Consider the following 17804-nt stretch of genomic DNA (forward strand, 5'->3'; position numbering starts at 1 on the left):
TTACCCGCCGTTGCGGGATTCGATCCGCTCGACAAGACGGGACGGCACCCGTGCCTCGGACAGCTGGGCCAGAACCCGGGCCTTGGCCTCGGCGGGCATCCGGTCATTGGCCTGCACCACCGCGACCAGCCGCGCGCGGTGATCCTCGCTCAGTTCGAGCATGGCCTGTTCCGGTTCGGCGCGCGCCTCGTCACGCAGGGGGCGCACGCGGATCCCGGCACCCAGCAACGGGGTGCGCCCCACGACGACCTCGCGCCCCGCCAGCGCCGGCGCGCGGACCAGCACATCATCGCCCTGCCGCCGCACCAGTTCGACGCCGATGGTTTCCAGCCGGTCCCCCGCCCCCAGCACCAGCACCGTCTGCGCCGCGTCCAGCGACGAGGCCGGCAATCGCGTCACCATGTCAATCGCAGGTTCCTGAACGGTGACGGTGACAAAATCGCCAGGCTTGAACCCCGGTGCGGTGTCGAGCCGGGCAAAGATCATCCGGCCGGACTGGCCTTCGCCGGCAATGGCGCTGTCGCGGCTGATCCGGCCCCGCGCCGTCAATTCGGCCCCGGTCACATCCAGCGTTGCGGTCACATCGGCGGCCAGCAAATCGCCGCGCCCGTCCAGCAGCCGTGAATATTGCGCCGTCGAGACCCGGAACGCCACTTCCAGCGCGTGTGGGTCCACCAGCATCGCCAGCTTTTCATTTGCCGAGACCAGCCGCCCCTCGACAAGGCTGACCTCGCTCAGCGTGCCTTCGAACGGTGCCCGCATCGTGGTTTCGGCCAAGTCACGCTCGGCGGTGGCAACCGCGATCCGCACCCGCGCCAGCGAGGTGGCCGCCTGATCCACCCGCGCCTCGGCCTGGGCCACGGCCTGGCGGCGGGACAACACGGCCTGGCGCGCCGAGGCGGCGGCCAGTTCCGCGGTCTCGACCGTGGCGGCGGTGCCCACCCCGCGGTCCTGCAAGTTCTTCTGCCGCTCAAAGGCCCGTTCGCGCAATGTCGCCTGATCTGCGGCCGCGGCCAGCTCATCGCGCGCCAGCACCAGCACCCGCTCTGCGTCCCGCTGCTCGGCTTCGGCATCCAACCGGTCGCTCAGCAAGCGGTCCAGCGCCGCCTGCGCGTTGGCGGGGTCGATCTCGACCAGCACATCACCGGCATGCACCTCGCCGCCTTCCTCGAAACTCTCGGCCAGCGAGACAATCCGCCCCGCCGCCGCTGTCCGCAATTCCAGCAGGCGACGGCTTTCGACCTGTCCGAACGCCTGCAAAACCGGGGCAATGGTTTCGGTTCTGGCGGTAACAACATTCACCGCGAACACCCGCTCGCGCGCCTGTGGCGGCGTCTTGTCGCTGTTCATTCGTGACTGGACCGCAGACATTACCGTGGTGACCGCATAAATCAACAGCGCCATCATGAGCGACGCCAGAAACAGGCCAACCAGACTTTGTCGCAAAAACCGCATCCGCACACATCCCCAGGGCCGCGTCTGCGGCCAAACCTATCCTAGCGCGGCCCCGGCAAAACCCAAACCACAAGGGTGTTACGCAGCGCGGCGCTATTTCCGTCGCTGATGTTCGTCCAATCTGGGCATTATTTCCACGAAATTGCAGGGACGATGCCGGTAATCCAGTTGCAACGACAGGATCTCGTCCCACGCATCCTTGCAAGCCCCCGGACTGCCGGGCAGCGCGAACAGGTAGGTGCCCCCCGCAACGCCGCCCGTGGCACGCGACTGCACCGCGCTGGTGCCGATCTTGGCCATCGACACCATGGTGAACACCGTGCCAAAGGCATCGATCTCTTTTTCATAGACATCGCGATGCGCCTCGACCGTGACATCCCGCCCGGTCAGGCCGGTGCCGCCGGTGCTGATCACCACATCGATTTCGCTGTCCGCGATCCATTTGCGCAACTGTGCCGCGATGGCGTCGCGCTCATCCCGCACGATCGCCCGATCGGCAAGCACATGCCCCGCCCCGTCCAGCCGATCCACCAGAACCTGCCCCGAGCGATCGTCTGCCATGCTGCGGCTATCGGACACCGTCAGGACCGCGATACGGACCGGGATGAACGCCTTGCTTTCGTCGATACGTGACATATTTCACCTTTCGCGCGGGTCGATGTCAAACCAGTTGGGCAAGGGCCCGAGATTGACCACCTCGCTGGTTCCGATGCTGCCGCGCCTGCCCCAACTGTCGTGAATATGCCCGCAAACCGCCAGCTGCGGCTGGATCCGCGCAATCGCCGCATGGATCGCGTCTGAGCCGACCGATTGACCGGTCGAGGTGAGATCGGCAATGCCCTTGGGCGGGGAATGCAGGATCAGGATGTCCGCCGTCTCGCAATCCGCCAGCATATCCCCTGCCCGCGCCTCTGACAGATCACAGGACCATTCGCCAAACGGCGTTTCCGGCACCCCGTAGCCCAGCCCGAACAGGCGCAGCCCCGCGACCTCGGCCCCCTGCCCGTGCAGCACAACCGCCCCGTCCGGAGCGGCGGCGGCCAGTTCGTCGTGGCTCTCGGCATTGCCCGGCACCAGCACCAGCGGCGCGGCGATCCCCGCGAGCATCGCCATCGCCTCGTTCAGCCCCTTGCGCATGTTGCAGAAATCCCCGGCCCCGATCACCAGGTCGGCCGCCGCGCTGGCCTCGACAATCGAGGCCGCGCGGTTGCGTGCCCCGTGCAGGTCGGAAAAAGCCAGAATTTTCATGTATTCCCTTTCAATCGCGCCTGTAGGCTCAGCAGATCCGCCCAAGCCTCGCGCTTGGCAAGCGGCTGGCGCAACAGGTAGGCCGGATGAAACATCGGCAGCACCGGCTTGCCAAACGCCGTGCCCCAATTGCCGCGCAACCGTGTGATGCCACGCCGCCCCAGCACCGCGTCACAGCTGATATTGCCCATGGCGATGATCAAATCCGGCGCCGCCAGTTCCACGTGCCGTTGCAGGAACGGACGCATCATCGCGATCTCGTCGGGCTTGGGGTCGCGATTCTGCGGCGGACGCCATGGCAGGACATTGGTGATATAGACCGAAGTTTCCCGGCTCAGGTCCACCGCCGCCAGCATCCGGTCGAGCAACTGCCCGGCACGCCCGACAAAGGGACGCCCCTCGCGATCCTCGTCGCGTCCGGGGGCTTCGCCGATAATCATCACCCGCGCCCCGGCAACCCCGTCGCAGAACACGAGGTTGCGCGCGCCCTTTTTCAGCTCGCAATGTTCGAATGCCGACAGCGCCGCGCGCAATGCCTCAAGCGAGCCCGCCTGTTTCGCCGCCGCGCCGGCGACCGCAACCGGGTCCTCCTCGGGCGCAGCCATGGGCATTGCGGCGGCGGCCGGCTTGGCGGCGTTTCTTTTCTGCTGCCACGGGGCGGCACCCGGCAAGTCATACCGGTTAACCGGCACATCACCGAGCGCATCGGTCACGCCGAGTTCAAATTGCCATTCGAGCAGCGCCCGCGCCGTCTGGTGATCCAATGCCGATTCCATGATTGGCAAGCTAGTCTGCCCACCGGGGCGCGAAAACCCTTGCCATCACGCTGGGCGCAAATTTCCTTGCTAGGCGGCGATCTGCTCGCGCAGGGCAGAGACGGCGCGTGCCTGAATATCGGCATAGGGGTCCAACTGAGTCCTGAGCCGCTCAAGCCGCGGCAACCGCGCCTGGTAATCCGCCTCGGACATGCCCTCCAGCGCGGCGAGGATCTCGGCCTCGCTGGTGCATTGAATGATACCGTCAGGGTCGAGAAAATCGGGCAGGTTCGGACAGCCCCAATAGATCGGGACGGCACCGCAGAACACCGAATCCAGCAGCTTTTCCGAGAAATAGTTCTTTTCGCGCATGTTCTCGATCACCACAGAATATCTATAGGGCGCGAGGCCATCCGCCTTGTCCTTGAACGGGGCATAACCACCGCCCATCACGTCGACATCCAGACCGCGCACCCTTGCGTGATCCACGATCGCGTGGCGCAGCTTGTGCCCGGTCGTGTCCTTTTTCGCCGACGCGATCAGCGAACAGGCCCTGGATTTTGTCAGGTCGCGCTCGCGCCAGTCGGGCACCCATGTGCCGCCCAGCGGAAACATCACCGCATTGGGAATGCTATCAAGCAGCGTCTGGCTGAAGGTCAGCACCCGATAGAAACGCCGATAGGTCAGACGCAGCAGGCGGATATGCTTGGCATGGATAAAGGACGGCTCGCCCATCATCAGCGTGACCCGCGCCCGGGTGCCCCAGTTGCGCCGGAAATGCATGCTGGTTCTGGGAAATACGATCAGGTGGTCGTCGCGCCGCAACTCGCCGATGCGGGCCCCGTCGTAATGCGCGGGGCATCCCTGTGGCCAGATCAGGTCGGTGACCGGACGCGCCGCCAGCGCCGCGCCCAGCGACTTGCCATAGGGCAGGATAGCGATTGCCGGTGCCTCAGCCATGCGGCATGTCAACCTCGCCGCGCATCAGGATGTGCCCCTGCCCTGCAACCCGGATCCCGGTCATCGCGTCAGGCGGGCCCACCCGCGTGACCCGCGCCTGGCCGGGACGACCCATCCAGTGCCCCTGCTGCGCGACGAAACTGTCCTTGTCCATCAACCCGTGATGCCAGAGATAGGCCGCCATTGCGCCGGTCGCCGACCCGGTAAACGGATCTTCCTGCGGGCTGGGCGGGGCCAGCAGCAGGCGGGAAAATGTATCTCCGGCGTTTGTGGCACCGGTCAATGTCACAAGAAATGGTTCCATCATATCCGTGCCATCATAGCCCAAATCGACCGCCATGTCGCGTAGCGCCTCGACATTCAGCCGCGCGGCCCGCAGGTCGCCATGGTCGCGCAGGACGGTGACGCAAAACGGCAGCCCGGTCGAAACAATCTGTGGTTGCGCAACGATGGCATCCGGCATCAACCCCACCGCATGGGCGACGCGCGCGGCATCCGGCGTGGCACCAAAGGTCGGTGCCACCTGGGTCATCTCGATCAGGTCGCCGTCCAGAACCACCTCGACCACCCCGGCCCCGGTTTCCAGCCGCAGCCGGTCGCCATCGACCATCCCGCGGGCGCGCATCGCCGCCACGGTCGCGATCGTCGGGTGGCCGGCAAAGGGAATCTCGCGGCTGGCCAGGAAATAGCGCACCCGGATGTCGGCAACTTCGGAGGGGCCGGTAAAGGTACATTCGACCAGCGAGGTTTCCCGCACATAGGCCATGCAGGTCTGATCGCTCAGCCCCGCACCCCCGTGCACCACCGCACATCCATTGCCGCAGAACGGGGTATCGGTGAACGCATCCACCCAATCGAATTCGTAACTTGCCATGGCGGCCCTCGTTGCTGGCAGCGTGGGCCGCCGTCCGGCTTACATCGTTTCGCGCTTCACGCGGCGCAGGGGCTGTCGCCCAACGCGTTGAAACCCAGTGTTCCTATCCGCGTCGGGCGGGTCGGGTTCAGACCCGGCGCGTCAATGTACTGCAACCGGGGAATAATCATGCTGGCGCGCCAGCACGAAGGCCGTCTTGCGGTCAGAGACCAATGCCAGCTGCTGTCCGTCGGCGCTGTGCACTGCGTAGAGATGTTCCAGCTCGCCGGCCTCTGCGCGCACGTCCTGCGGCAGGTCGGTCACGTCCACGGTCTTGACATAGACGATCCGGTTGTCGGATTGGTCAATTTCATATGGCGTATTCATAACTTACCCTTTCCTGATACTGATTGTCTGAACCACGGTCTCCGGTGCGGCGCGGGTCAGGTCCACGTGCAACAGCCCGTTTTCCATGATCGCCTCGCCGACCTCGACCCCGTCCGCCAACACGAACATGCGCTGAAACTGGCGTGCGGCGATGCCACGGTGCAGATAGATGCGCCCTTCGCTGTCATCGGATTGCCGCCCGCGGATCACAAGCTGGCGGTCCTCGACGGTGATCGAAAGATCGCCTTCGGCAAAGCCCGCGACGGCGAGCGTGATCCGGTAGGACCGGTCCGACGTCTGTTCGATATTGAAGGGGGGATACCCCTCGTTCCCGGTCTTGGAGGAGCGCTCAAGCAGGCGTTCGAGTTGCTCGAACCCCAACAGGTGAGGGTAGGAAGCCAGAGTGAGTTTTGACACGTACTTCGTCCTTTGACATGAAAAGCGACGCTGCGCGCGGTCCCGTTCCGGCAACCGTGCCCGATATACATGGGGCCAATCTCGCGGATTCACAAGGTCTAGGCGAAAACATCTTCTCCGCGTACTCTGGGCAGCAATCCTGCCCTGATTCTGGATCGCCTACATGAACGTTCAATCCGATCTCTCGATGAAGACCGATGACGTGCTGCGCGTCGAACTCGAGGTGTTTCGCCGCGAACACCGCGATCTTGACGAAGCGATCACCGCCCTGACCGAGCGTGGCACGGCGGACCAGCTGACACTGAAACGCCTGAAAAAGCAGAAACTGCGGCTCAAGGACATGATCGCGCTGATCGAAGACCGGCTGACTCCGGACATCATCGCCTGAAATACCGTGCCGGGCGCATTGCCTCGCCCCGTGATCCGGCTATAGTGCGCGCTCTTTTTGCTAGGCAGGGGTAGGCAATGTCCGACATTCACGTGGGCATCATCATGGGCAGCCAGTCCGATTGGGCGACCATGAAAGAGGCGGCTGACATTCTCGACGAACTGGGCATTCCACATGAAACCCGCATCGTTTCGGCGCATCGCACCCCCGACCGGCTCTGGGACTATGGCAAGGGCGCAGTCGCCCGTGGGTTGCGGGTGATCATCGCCGGAGCCGGCGGCGCAGCGCATCTTCCGGGCATGATGGCGTCCAAGACACGGGTGCCGGTGATCGGTGTACCGGTGCAGACCCGGGCGCTGTCGGGGGTTGATTCGCTCTATTCCATCGTGCAGATGCCCCGCGGTTTTCCGGTTGCAACGATGGCGATCGGCGCGGCGGGGGCCGCCAATGCGGGGCTCATGGCCGCCGGCATTCTTGCCTTGCAGGATCCGGCGCTCGCCACCCGGCTGGATGCGTGGCGACAAGCGCTCTCGGCTTCGATCCCGGAACAGCCGGTGGACTGACCCAACTGCCCGGGTTGGGACACGCCCCCGGCCCGCGCATATCGAAATAGGACCTCGTCACCATGGTAGAAACTCCTGCTCCCCTGCCGATCGGCGCAACCATCGGCATCCTTGGCGGTGGACAGCTGGGCCGAATGCTGTCGGTCGCCGCAAGCCGCCTCGGGTTCCTGACGCATATCTACGAACCCGGTGCCAACCCGCCCGCCGGACAGGTCGCGGATCGGGTCACCACCGCGCCCTACGACGATCATGACGCGTTGGCCGCCTTTGCCGCGTCTGTCGACGTGATCACCTATGAGTTCGAGAACATTCCGACCGAAGCGCTCGACATCCTTGAGGCGCACAGGCCGATCCACCCGGGACGGGAGGCCTTGCGGATCAGCCAGGACCGGTTGACCGAAAAAACCTTTCTGCAAGGGCTGGGCCTGCGCACCGCTCCCTTTGCCGACATCGCCTCGCTTGACGGATTGTCCCGCGCCATCGACGAAATCGGCACACCCGCGATCCTCAAGACACGGCGGTTCGGATATGACGGCAAGGGGCAGGCCCGGCTCGCGGCTGCGGCTGACGCCGAGGCCGCCTATGCCGCGATGGCCGGCGCGCCCGCGCTGCTCGAAGGCTATGTCGATTTCAGCCACGAAGTATCGGTGATCGCCGCCCGCGGCATCGATGGCCAGGTCGCCTGTTTCGATCCCGGCGAAAATATCCATCGCGACGGCGTCCTGCACACCACCACAGTGCCCGCACGGCTGTCCTCGGCGCAGCGGACGGATGCAGTGCTCCTGGCTGCCAATATCCTGAATGCGCTCGACTATGTCGGGGTGCTGGGTGTCGAGCTGTTCGTAACGGCGCAGGGGCTGATCGTGAACGAAATCGCCCCGCGGGTGCACAACTCCGGCCACTGGACGCAAAATGGGTGCAACGTGGATCAGTTCGAACAGCATATTCGCGCGGTGGTTGGCTGGCCATTGGGAGACGGGCAGCGTCACGCCGACGTGGTGATGGAAAACCTGATCGGGGACGAGATGGAAAAGGTACCGGATCTATCGCGGCAACCGATGATCGCACTGCATCTCTACGGCAAGGCCGAGGTCAAACCGGGACGCAAGATGGGGCATTTCAACCGCATCGTCCAAAACGGCTAGGATACCAGGCACCGGCAACACAAGGTATTGCGCCGCCTTCGGCGCCGCCAGGGGCGAGGGGCTCTGCCCCTCGCGCTCCCCGGGATATTTGAGGCAGGAAAAAGTGAAGGCGTCGCATTCAGGCAACGGCCGGCAAACTTGTTCGTAGCACGAAACGCTTGGCAACAGGAGGATGTGAAGGCCCGCAGGGCGTTCACGCGCCCTGACGAGGGCTCGTTGAGCCCGAGAAGGGGCGCCTTTGACCGATCAGGCGGCTGGCAATATCGCCATGCAGGTAGCTGAGCCTCCCGGCGGATATGGTAGCGGCGACCCGTTGGGACGCCGCGTCGAGAATCACGAGGTCCGCCCGCAAGCCCGGCGCAATACGCCCCCGGTCGCTCAAGCCGAGTATCCGCGCAGGACCTTGGGACAGCAGGTTCCATGCAGTCGCCAGGTCGCATATTCCGCTGCGCACCAACATCAGCGCAGCGCGGCGCGGGCTGGGATAGTGGTAATCGGATGCCAAGGCATCGCCCAGCCCCATGGTAATGAGCTCCACCGCGCTGGCATTTCCCTTGTGCGAGCCGCCGCGCACAACGTTGGGGGCGCCCAGAATGACCGAATCCGCAGCATCGCGCGCCGCTTCGGCGGCCTCAGCCGTTTCGGGAAACTCGGAAATCGCAACGCCCCGGGACCGCCATGTCGCGCGGTCGATCTCGGTGTGGTCGTCATGGCTGCCCATGCGGAGCCCCGCCGCGGCCAATTGCGGCACCAACCTGTCCAGCGCCGCCGGCACTTCGGGGCTGCGGTCGTGCAACTCGCGCAGAAACGCCCAGTGGCGTTCGGGATTGCGTCCGGCCTTGAGCGCCTGCCCGGTCAGGCGGGGCGGTTTTTTGCCTGCTGCCAGCCGGTCATGCGGCAGGTGGTCGTTGAAGACCACATACGGCACATCCCACTCCGCGATCTGCTTGGGCAGCCCCGCGTAATGATCGAGCAGGTTGATCTCGAACCGCAGCTGCGGGATCAGGTCGGTGACCACTTCGCCGCGCACATCGCGGATCGCCGCAAAAACCCTGGCGGCAAATTCCGGCCCGCGAAGCCCGCCTTCCCAGCTGTAGAACTGCGCCATGACCCCGGTGGTGATACCATTGGCGGCCAGCTCTGCTTCCGCCGCGACCACCCCTTCGGTCATCTCTTTCATGGCCCCTCTGCGCGGGGCGAGGTGTCGTTCGAACCCATCGCCATGCAGATCGATTATGCCCGGCAAGACGAGGAACCCACCAAGGTCCACCTCGTACCCTGTCGGGTCGGATGTGATCACCCCGTCGGCAAAGGACAACCGTTCCCGTCGCAGCCCGTCGGGAAACAACACCTCGGCCCCTGTGAGGTCCAGCGCCAGTCCGGTCATCGGTTCAATTCTCCTGCCTCGCATCGTCGCAGGGGCGTCCCCGGCAAATGTCGTCGATCACACCGAACACCGCGTCCAGCCATGAGATGTCGGGATCAAAGCGCCCGTGCTCGATGAAATGCAGCGCCTCGGCGATGACCCTTGGATTGTTCATCATGAAGGTATGCGTAACCGGCAATACCATGTGATCTGCCATCCCCGCCACCACGGTCGAGCGAACCGAAACCTTGCCATCGTCCGGCCCTTCGATCAATGCCGAGAACACCGGGTTCAACGAGCTTGTGCCGGCGATCACCCCAAGCGGGAAATTCACCGGGGGCAGCCGTCGCGGCAGGCTGTCGGGGCCGGTTCCCAATTGCATCCCCGCCGGGCCGTTGAGCAGGCCGAATACCTCGAGATCGCCCAGCACGTCGACCAGCTCGCTACCCTGGTTGGGCGGGCCCAGCATCACAACCCGTCCGAGATTGTCCGGCCTGCCCCGCTGAAACGCATAGCGGATCAGGATACCGCCCATGGAATGGGCCACGAAATGCACGGTTTGCGCGCCACATCGGTCGATGGCGGCAGGGACCGTGCCCTGCGCCAAGATCGGGATCGGCAGATCGGTCGAGGGATATCCCGGCCGTACCACGTCATAGCCACGCCGGGTGAGCACGTCTTCCATCAGGGCAAATGACGTTTCGGTACGTGCCAGCCCATGCAGCAGCACCACGCACTCCGCCCTGAGCGGCGCGGCCCAGAGCGCCAGCAGCAATGCCCCCAGCCGCATCATGTCACGACGAGGCCGCACGTTGCCTCCGCGCGGCGCGCGATTTGCTGACCGCGAGCGCGATACCCCCAAGCACCAGCAGCGTCCCGGCCACCAGTCTCAGGCTCGCCTGTTCATCAAGCAGCATGATGCCGGCGGCCAGGGCAATGACCGGCACCGCCAACTGGATGATCGCAACCAGCGACGGCGCATAACGCGGCACGAGGCTGTACCACAAGGCATAGCCCATGCCCGAAGTGACCGCACCCGAGAGGACCGCCAGCGCGACGCCCGGCGCGGTGATCGTGGTGGCCACCGGGATCACCAGCGCCCCCGCCGCAACCAGTGGCGAGGCCACGCAGAAATTCGCCGCCGTCCCGGCCAGCGCATCGGCTTCGCTGCGGCCTTCGAGCGTGTAGACCGCCCAGCCGATCCCGGCCAGCACCATCAGCAGCAACCCCAGCTGGTCAACCACGACCGGTCCGGAAGGCCACAGCACCCAGACGAGACCGGCAAAGGCGATACCGGCCCCCGCCAGTTGCCGCCAAAGCGGCGGTGTGCCGGCAAGCGAGGCGATGGCAAAGATCGACAATTGCACCACGCCGAACAACACCAGCGCGCCAAGGCCGGCCTCGAGCGTCAGGTAGCTCCAGGAAAACCCGATCATGTAGAGCGTGAGGGATCCCGCCCCGATCAACCGGCGCGGCGCGAAGATCGGCACCCGCCGCCCGCGCAACAGAACCAGCGCGCTGAGCACCCCCGCCCCGGACAGGATGCGCAGGATCGCAAAGCTTGCCGGATCGATCGCGCCGCTGTCAACGGCGAGACGATTGAGAATCGAATTCGCCGCAAAGGCGATCATGGTCACGGAGGTGAGAAGAAACAGGCGCATGAGTCTCCCATAACCGCAACGCGCGCGGAACAACACTCCCGTTTGCTGGCGCGGCCGTTCCGATGCAGCCCATTCCCGGGTGGAAAAGGAAAAAGGGGGACCAAATGGCCCCCCTTTGCAGTCGTTCACAAGAACGGGCTGGCTTACATCATGCCGCCCATGCCGCCCATGTCGGGCATGCCGCCGGCCGGTGCTGCACCTTCCTTCTGCGGACGGTCTGCGACCATCGCTTCGGTGGTGATCAGCAGGCCAGCAACCGACGCTGCGTCTTGCAGCGCGGTGCGGACAACCTTGGCAGGGTCGATGACGCCAAAGCTGAACATGTCGCCATATTCTTCGGTCTGCGCGTTGAAGCCGAACTTGACATCGTCGCTTTCGCGGATTTTGCCGGCAACAACCGAACCGTCGACACCGGCGTTCTCGGCGATCTGGCGCAGCGGTGCTTCCAGGGCTTTGCGAACGATGCGGATACCGATGTTCTGGTCGTTGTTTGCGCCTTCCAGACCTTCCAGGACCTTGCCGCCCTGCACCAGAGCCACGCCGCCGCCGACAACGATACCTTCCTGAACGGCCGCACGGGTCGCGTTCAGGGCATCGTCAACGCGGTCCTTGCGCTCTTTCACTTCGACTTCGGTCATGCCGCCAACGCGGATAACGGCAACACCACCTGCCAGTTTGGCAACGCGCTCTTGCAGCTTTTCACGGTCATAGTCGCTGGTGGTTTCTTCGATCTGGTTGCGGATCTGGGCAACACGTGCTTCGATCTCGGCCTTCTCGCCGGCACCGTCAACAACAGTGGTTTCGTCTTTGGTGATGGACACTTTCTTGGCGGAACCCAGCATGTCGACCGTGACGTTTTCCAGCTTCATGCCAAGGTCTTCGCTGATCACCTGACCACCGGTCAGAATTGCGAGGTCCTGCAGCATCGCTTTACGGCGATCGCCAAAGCCCGGTGCCTTGACAGCAGCAATTTTCAGGCCGCCGCGCAGCTTGTTGACAACCAGGGTTGCCAGCGCTTCGCCTTCAACGTCCTCGGCAATGATCAGCAGCGGCTTTTGCGACTGGATGACCGACTCGAGCAGCGGAACCATCGGCTGCAGCGAAGACAGTTTCTTCTCGTGCAGCAGGATCATGCAGTCTTCGAGTTCCGCAGTCATCTTGTCGGCGTTGGTGACAAAATAGGGGCTCAGGTAGCCGCGGTCGAACTGCATGCCTTCGACGACATCGGTCTCGGTTTCCAGACCTTTGTTTTCCTCGACGGTGATGACACCCTCGTTGCCGACTTTCTGCATCGCGTCCGCGATCTGCTGACCGATTTCCGCTTCGCCGTTGGCCGAGATGGTGCCGACCTGCGCGACTTCGGCGCTGTCGTTGACTTCACGAGCGGCGGCTTTGATCGACTCGACCACCTTGGCGGTCGCGAGGTCGATACCGCGCTTGAGATCCATCGGGTTCATGCCGGCGGCAACCGATTTCAGGCCTTCCTTGACGATGGCTTGTGCCAGAACCGTCGCGGTGGTGGTGCCGTCGCCGGCTTCGTCATTGGTGCGGCTGGCGACTTCTTTCACCATCTGCGCGCCCATGTTCTCGAACTTGTCTTCCAGTTCGATTTCCTTGGCAACCGAAACACCGTCCTTGGTGATGCGCGGTGCGCCAAAGGATTTGTCGATGACCACGTTGCGGCCTTTGGGGCCCAGGGTCACCTTGACCGCGTCGGCAAGGATGTTGACACCCTTGAGCATGCGATTGCGGGCGTCGGTGTCGAATTTGACGTCTTTTGCAGACATGGATTGTCTCCTAGTTTACTGGCTTGGGATCAGGCGAAGCGTGGCGATCAAGCCGCTTTTGCGGTTGCGCTTGCTTCGATGATGCCCAGGATGTCGCTCTCTTTCATGATCAGCAGTTCTTCACCGTCGACGGTGACTTCGGTGCCGGACCATTTGCCGAAGAGGATTTTGTCACCTTCCGCAACAGCCATCGCGATCAGTTCGCCGCTGTCCTTGCGGGCGCCTTCGCCACAGGCAACAACGATGCCTTCGGCGGGCTTTTCTTTGGCGCTGTCGGGAATGATCAGCCCGCCAGCGGTTTTCTCGTCGCTTTCGACGCGGCGCACCAGCACCCGGTCATGAAGTGGTTTGAATGCCATCTTTGCAGCTCCTTAACGCTCAAAGTTTCGGGGTCCTCCGCAACCCTCAGAGGGTATTATCACTCACCCCGCAGGAGTGATAACGGCACATAGGTAGGCGGCACCGCCAAGCCTGTCAACAGGTCGTTTCACAAAAAATCACGGTCAATTGAGCGCGCGACCGCGCCCCCGGCCAAGGTAGCGAAACACCAGCAATAATTGCCCCTTTGGCGCGGTTGGCATGTGTGGGGGCGGCAACCGGGTCAACCCGTTTGGCCGAGATTGCGGAATTTCCACGCACTGCGGGCTACCAGCTTTCCGCCCAATGCCTGAGTCCCTCGCTCCCCGCTTCGCTCAGCGCATAGACCCCGCGACTCAGCCGCTCGAACCAGCCATAGTGGTTGTCGGCCATCAACCGGGTCGCCGCCCCGACACCGGTGGCGCGCGCCACCTCCGCCCCCTTGCTGGGACCGTGTTCGGCAAGGTATGCCGCACAGCGCAGCGCGTCCTGGCGATAGCCGGTCACGATACCATGCCGGGTTGCGCCCCCGGCATTCGGATCGCCGCGCAGCCTGCCGAACTCGCGCAACAGCCGTTGCGCCCGTTTCTTCGACTTGCGCGGCGCGTAGGGGCCGGGATCGCAATGAACCTCGACATGCCCGTCGGGCCGCACCGTCATCAGGCCCAGCCCGAGCCGGCGGCAGAGCGCCAGGTTGTCCTTCAATGCCCGCCGCGCACTACGTCCCGCCGGGCGCGCCACGGCCACATAGACAAGGTCGGTGAGTTTCAGCCGCTCAACCGCCTGATGGAACAGCGATAGCGAAAAACGCAGCTTCAACTCGACAATGACCGGCGGTTCATCGTCACGGCGGGCGACCACGTCCGCCGCGCCCACCTCGCCCTTGACCACGTATCCCTGACGCTCGAGCAGTGACTTGACCGGCGGATAAAGCTGCTGCTCCTGGGCAAAGGCATCACCGCTCATGACCGGGCGCCCCACATCGACGGAACCACGGGCCGCCGACCGGCACCGGTGCGCGCCGGTTGCCGGGACACGAGGCCCTCTCTGGACATGGGAAATCATCGACGGATCGGCGCATTGCGGGCCTACCGTCACAATCGCCTGCACGAAAGTCAACGCATCCGCTGCGCGGACCGATCAGACCAAGGGTCGCAGCCCGCGCAACAACGGGTGACAACCCGGGATGACATTCCTATAAGGCGCGCAAATTATACCCTGCACAGGACGCACAAGATGACCATTCAGGTTTTTGGACATAAATCCCCCGACACCGACTCGACAGGGTCCCCCATTCTCTGGGCGTGGTACCTGAACGAGGTCAAGGGCACGCCCGCCGAGGCGGTGCTGCTGGGAGAGCCCAACACCGAGGCTGCCTTTCTGCTGCAACGCTGGGATCTGCCGAAACCGGCAATCATCGCCGACGTGGCCGACGACGCGCCGGTTGTGATCGTGGACACCAACAACCCCGCCGAGTTGCCCGCGAATATCAACAATGCCGACATTCAGGGCATCATCGACCATCACAAGCTGGTTGGCGGGCTGGAAACCAAAGGCCCGATCGACATCACCATCCGTCCGCTCGCCTGCACCGCCACCATCATGCACGACCTGATGGGCGAGGATGCCGCCAGGATGCCCGATTGGGCCAAGGCCACCGCGCTGACCTGCATCCTGTCCGATACGCTGGAATTCCGCAGCCCGACCACCACACCGCATGACAAGGCCGTGGCCGAGGCGCTGGCCGCCGATCTGGGCCTGTCGATCCCGGAATATGCTGCCGAAATGTTCGCCGCCAAATCCGACGTGTCGTCGTTCAGCGATGCGGAATTGCTGCGCATGGACAGCAAGGAATACGAGGTCGACGGCACCAAGTTCCGCGTTTCGGTGCTGGAAACCACGTCGCCGGCAACCGTTCTGGACCGCAAGGCCAGCCTGATCGAGACCATGACAACCGTCGCCGCCGAAGATGGCGTTGATCAGGTTCTGCTGTTTGTTGTCGATATTCTCAACGAAGAATCGACGCTGCTGGTGCCCAACGACCTGGTCAAGACGGTCGCCGCCAAGAGCTTTGACGCCGCCGCAACCGGCGACAGCGTTGTCCTGCCCGGAGTGGTGAGCCGCAAGAAACAGATCATTCCGAATCTCAAGGTCTGATCCGGTTAGTGCCGCCCCCGGTAATTGCACCGGGGGCGCGTACCCTTGTGTCGCGCGCTCTAGCTGCTGCTCATCCCTGCCAGCATCGCGCCGAGCGCCACCAGATGCACCAGCATCAGCGCCTTGTCCTTCCACAACGCGCCCACGGCAAACCAGCCGATCACCCCGACCAGGAACAGGTACAGGTTCAGTGGAGTCCAGCCAAAGCCGGTCGCCGTATAGCCGAGGATCTGGATGATCGACGCGGCCCATTTGACGAAAAACACCACGGTTTCGCGCGATGGTCTGACGGGTGTGACAACAGATTGCATGGTTCTTTCTTTCGCTGGACGGACGAGAGAACGCCCTGTCTCTCGCCGCACTTGATATGATAGGTTGATGTTACGGCCCATTGATGCGGTCTATACCCGTCACGCCGGCCGCAATCTCGCCAGTTCGATCCACGCCTGGCAGCAGTTTTTCTACTGTCACTCCCCCGCCCCGCCGGGTTCTGACATGCGAAACAACCGCGCGACCACGCATCGGGCACGCCGCCGCTAGGCCTGGATACGCCTTCAAACGCTTGACAACCCGCCGCCCCTTGGTCATTCCGCGACATGTTGGTTTCTGCGAAAGCAGATGAAAAGGGAATGCAAGACGCAGCCGCCCCCGCGACCGTGACCGGAGAGGTCGCCCAAGCCACTGGCCATTCGGGTCGGGAAGGCGGGCAGACCGCCAGAAAGCCCCGGCTTTCTGACATCCGCAAGCCGGGAGACCTGCCAGCGCCGATATGACGTTAACCGGGCGGGGTGCCTCGGTGACGGGCCCGGCCCCGGCTTTGCCCGCCCGCCCCGCCTGCCAAAGATGGAAGGTGACCGGATGAACCAGACTGCAAACGGGACCGCCCCGGTCGAATTGCTGGTCTGCACGACCTGCCGCAAGGGCATGCCCACCGATACCGAGGGTCCGCGCCCCGGCGCCGTGCTGTACGAGGCGCTGGCGGCGGGCCAGCTGCCCCCCGGCGTCACCCTGCGCCCGGTCGAGTGCCTGTCAAACTGTGACAGCGGCTGTTCCATCGTGCTGCGCGGCGGCGATGGGCGCTGGACCTATGTTTATGGCAATTTCGACGAGACCGGTGACGCGGACATGATCCTCGAGGTCGCCTCTCGCTATCACGACACGCCCGATGGGCTGATACCCTGGCGTGAACGCCCGGTGCATTTCCGCAAGAACTGTATCGCCCGCATTCCCCCGATTGGAGACCAGTAACATGTCCGACCTGTCCAAACTGCCCGTCACCGTGATCACCGGATTTCTCGGGTCCGGCAAGACCACCCTGATCCGCCACCTGATGCAGAACCCCCAGGGCAAGCGGCTGGCCGTTGTCGTCAACGAGTTTGGCGATGTCGGCGTCGATGGCGAGATCCTGAAATCCTGCGCCATCCCGGATTGCCCCGCAGAGAACATCATGGAACTGTCCAACGGCTGTATCTGCTGCACGGTGGCCGATGATTTCATCCCCACCATCGAAGCCCTGATGGCGCTGGATCCCCGCCCGGATCACATCCTGATCGAGACCAGCGGGCTGGCCCTGCCCAAACCGCTGCTCAAGGCGTTCGACTGGCCCGATATCCGCAGCCGCATCACCGTCGATGGCGTGATCGCGCTTGCCGATGCCGAGGCGGTGGCCGCTGGCCGCTTTGCCCCCGATGTCGCGCGCGTCGATGCACAGCGCATGGCGGATGACTCGATCGACCACGAAACCCCGCTGTCCGAGGTTTTCGAGGACCAGATCAGCTGTGCCGACATCATCCTGCTGACCAAGCCCGATCTGGCCGGCCCCGACGGCATCGCCAAAGCGCGCGAGATCATCGCCGCCGAGGCGCCCCGCCCGCTGCCGGTGGTCGAGGTAGCCGAGGGCGCGGTTGATGTGCGGGTGGTCCTGGGCCTTGAGGCCGCCGCCGAAGACGACATGGACGCCCGCCCAAGCCACCATGACGGGGCCGACGACCACGAACATGACGATTTCGAAAGCATCGTTGTCGAACTGCCCGAACAAGCCGATCCCGCCGACCTCGTTGCACGGATCGAGCGCCTCGCCAACGAAAGGAACATTCTGCGGGTCAAGGGGTATGTCGCCGTGACCGACAAGCCCATGCGGCTCTTGGTGCAGGCGGTGGGTGCGCGTGTGCGGCACCAGTATGACCGCCCGTGGACACCCGGCGAAGCCCGTCGCGGCCGGCTCGTGGTGATTGCCGAGCATGACGACATCGACGCCGCCGCGATCAACGAGATGCTGACCGGCCTCGCGGTCGCCGCCGAATAG

At 64.1% G+C, this 17804-nt stretch carries 21 protein-coding genes and 1 riboswitch; of the genes, 6 read left to right on the forward strand and 15 right to left on the reverse strand.

The genetic code is table 11. The features are described 5' to 3' along the window. The 8 genes from ACP15R_RS05275 to ACP15R_RS05310 form a co-directional block, all read right to left on the reverse strand. Entirely contained in the window at positions 1–1446 is a 1446-nt protein-coding gene (locus tag ACP15R_RS05275; protein WP_424985342.1) for an efflux RND transporter periplasmic adaptor subunit, read from the reverse strand. A 102-nt stretch (positions 1447–1548) separates the two neighbouring features. Next, a complete protein-coding gene (gene moaB, locus ACP15R_RS05280; RefSeq protein WP_424985343.1) occupies positions 1549–2091 on the reverse strand; it encodes a molybdenum cofactor biosynthesis protein B in 543 nt (180 codons plus the stop codon). 3 nt (positions 2092–2094) lie between these two features. Then, positions 2095–2703, reverse strand: coding sequence for a metallophosphoesterase family protein (locus ACP15R_RS05285; protein ID WP_424985344.1), 609 nt, complete (start codon positions 2701–2703; stop codon positions 2095–2097). Next, on the reverse strand, positions 2700–3479 hold the full coding sequence (locus ACP15R_RS05290; protein ID WP_424985345.1) for a uracil-DNA glycosylase: 780 nt from the start codon (positions 3477–3479) through the stop codon (positions 2700–2702). The genes ACP15R_RS05285 and ACP15R_RS05290 overlap by 4 nt, the downstream gene beginning before the upstream one ends. Positions 3480–3548: 69 nt before the next feature. After that, positions 3549–4418 carry a hypothetical protein gene (locus tag ACP15R_RS05295; RefSeq protein ID WP_424985346.1) on the reverse strand — a complete coding sequence of 290 codons (870 nt, stop codon included), beginning with the start codon at positions 4416–4418 and terminating at the stop codon, positions 3549–3551. Next, on the reverse strand, positions 4411–5292 hold the full coding sequence (locus tag ACP15R_RS05300) for a PhzF family phenazine biosynthesis protein (protein WP_424985347.1): 882 nt from the start codon (positions 5290–5292) through the stop codon (positions 4411–4413). Before ACP15R_RS05300 ends, ACP15R_RS05295 begins: the two co-directional genes overlap by 8 nt. 141 nt (positions 5293–5433) lie before the next feature. Beyond that, complete coding sequence (locus tag ACP15R_RS05305) at positions 5434–5658, reverse strand: DUF1150 family protein (protein ID WP_424985348.1); 225 nt, start codon at positions 5656–5658, stop codon at positions 5434–5436. A 3-nt stretch (positions 5659–5661) separates the two neighbouring features. After that, positions 5662–6075 (reverse strand): Hsp20 family protein, encoded by a 414-nt coding sequence (locus ACP15R_RS05310; RefSeq protein ID WP_424985349.1) that lies wholly within the window; start codon positions 6073–6075, stop codon positions 5662–5664. Between the two features lie 163 nt (positions 6076–6238). Between ACP15R_RS05310 and ACP15R_RS05315 the strand changes: the two genes are divergently transcribed. From ACP15R_RS05315 to ACP15R_RS05325, 3 genes are all read left to right on the forward strand, one after another. Then, positions 6239–6463: a YdcH family protein gene (locus ACP15R_RS05315; RefSeq protein ID WP_369954957.1), complete on the forward strand. Its 225-nt coding sequence runs from the start codon at positions 6239–6241 to the stop codon at positions 6461–6463. Between the two features lie 77 nt (positions 6464–6540). Next, complete coding sequence (gene purE / locus ACP15R_RS05320) at positions 6541–7026, forward strand: 5-(carboxyamino)imidazole ribonucleotide mutase (protein WP_424985350.1); 486 nt, start codon at positions 6541–6543, stop codon at positions 7024–7026. 62 nt (positions 7027–7088) lie between these two features. Then, positions 7089–8171 (forward strand): 5-(carboxyamino)imidazole ribonucleotide synthase, encoded by a 1083-nt coding sequence (locus tag ACP15R_RS05325; protein ID WP_424985351.1) that lies wholly within the window; start codon positions 7089–7091, stop codon positions 8169–8171. Positions 8172–8364: 193 nt separating this feature from the next. Here ACP15R_RS05325 and ACP15R_RS05330 read toward each other — a convergent pair whose 3' ends face one another. The 6 genes from ACP15R_RS05330 to ACP15R_RS05355 form a co-directional block, all read right to left on the reverse strand. Then, positions 8365–9558: an alpha-D-ribose 1-methylphosphonate 5-triphosphate diphosphatase gene (locus ACP15R_RS05330; RefSeq protein WP_424985352.1), complete on the reverse strand. Its 1194-nt coding sequence runs from the start codon at positions 9556–9558 to the stop codon at positions 8365–8367. Positions 9559–9562: 4 nt separating this feature from the next. Next, a complete protein-coding gene (locus tag ACP15R_RS05335) occupies positions 9563–10348 on the reverse strand; it encodes an esterase/lipase family protein (RefSeq protein WP_424985353.1) in 786 nt (261 codons plus the stop codon). Continuing rightward, entirely contained in the window at positions 10332–11198 is an 867-nt protein-coding gene (locus tag ACP15R_RS05340) for a DMT family transporter (protein WP_424985354.1), read from the reverse strand. The genes ACP15R_RS05335 and ACP15R_RS05340 overlap by 17 nt, the downstream gene beginning before the upstream one ends. 143 nt (positions 11199–11341) lie before the next feature. Next, entirely contained in the window at positions 11342–12985 is a 1644-nt protein-coding gene (gene groL / locus ACP15R_RS05345; RefSeq protein WP_424985355.1) for a chaperonin GroEL, read from the reverse strand. Between the two features lie 47 nt (positions 12986–13032). Continuing rightward, positions 13033–13344 (reverse strand): co-chaperone GroES, encoded by a 312-nt coding sequence (locus ACP15R_RS05350; protein WP_424985356.1) that lies wholly within the window; start codon positions 13342–13344, stop codon positions 13033–13035. A gap of 286 nt (positions 13345–13630) precedes the next feature. After that, positions 13631–14308 (reverse strand): DUF2161 domain-containing phosphodiesterase, encoded by a 678-nt coding sequence (locus ACP15R_RS05355; protein ID WP_424985357.1) that lies wholly within the window; start codon positions 14306–14308, stop codon positions 13631–13633. A gap of 270 nt (positions 14309–14578) precedes the next feature. Here ACP15R_RS05355 and ACP15R_RS05360 point away from each other — a divergent pair, with 270 nt between their 5' ends. Next, a complete protein-coding gene (locus tag ACP15R_RS05360; protein ID WP_424985358.1) occupies positions 14579–15499 on the forward strand; it encodes a manganese-dependent inorganic pyrophosphatase in 921 nt (306 codons plus the stop codon). A 59-nt stretch (positions 15500–15558) separates the two neighbouring features. Here the strand turns inward: ACP15R_RS05360 and ACP15R_RS05365 are convergent, their stop codons facing one another. Further along, complete coding sequence (locus ACP15R_RS05365; RefSeq protein ID WP_424985359.1) at positions 15559–15810, reverse strand: DUF6552 family protein; 252 nt, start codon at positions 15808–15810, stop codon at positions 15559–15561. Positions 15811–16082: 272 nt separating this feature from the next. Further along, a riboswitch (cobalamin riboswitch) is annotated at positions 16083–16276 on the forward strand. Between the two features lie 81 nt (positions 16277–16357). Between ACP15R_RS05365 and ACP15R_RS05370 the strand changes: the two genes are divergently transcribed. Together ACP15R_RS05370 and cobW are read left to right on the forward strand one after the other, a co-directional pair. After that, complete coding sequence (locus ACP15R_RS05370) at positions 16358–16747, forward strand: DUF1636 family protein (RefSeq protein WP_424985360.1); 390 nt, start codon at positions 16358–16360, stop codon at positions 16745–16747. 1 nt (position 16748) lies between these two features. Next, positions 16749–17804 (forward strand): cobalamin biosynthesis protein CobW, encoded by a 1056-nt coding sequence (gene cobW, locus ACP15R_RS05375; protein ID WP_424985361.1) that lies wholly within the window; start codon positions 16749–16751, stop codon positions 17802–17804.

Source organism: Microbulbifer sp. S227A, assembly GCF_049800935.1.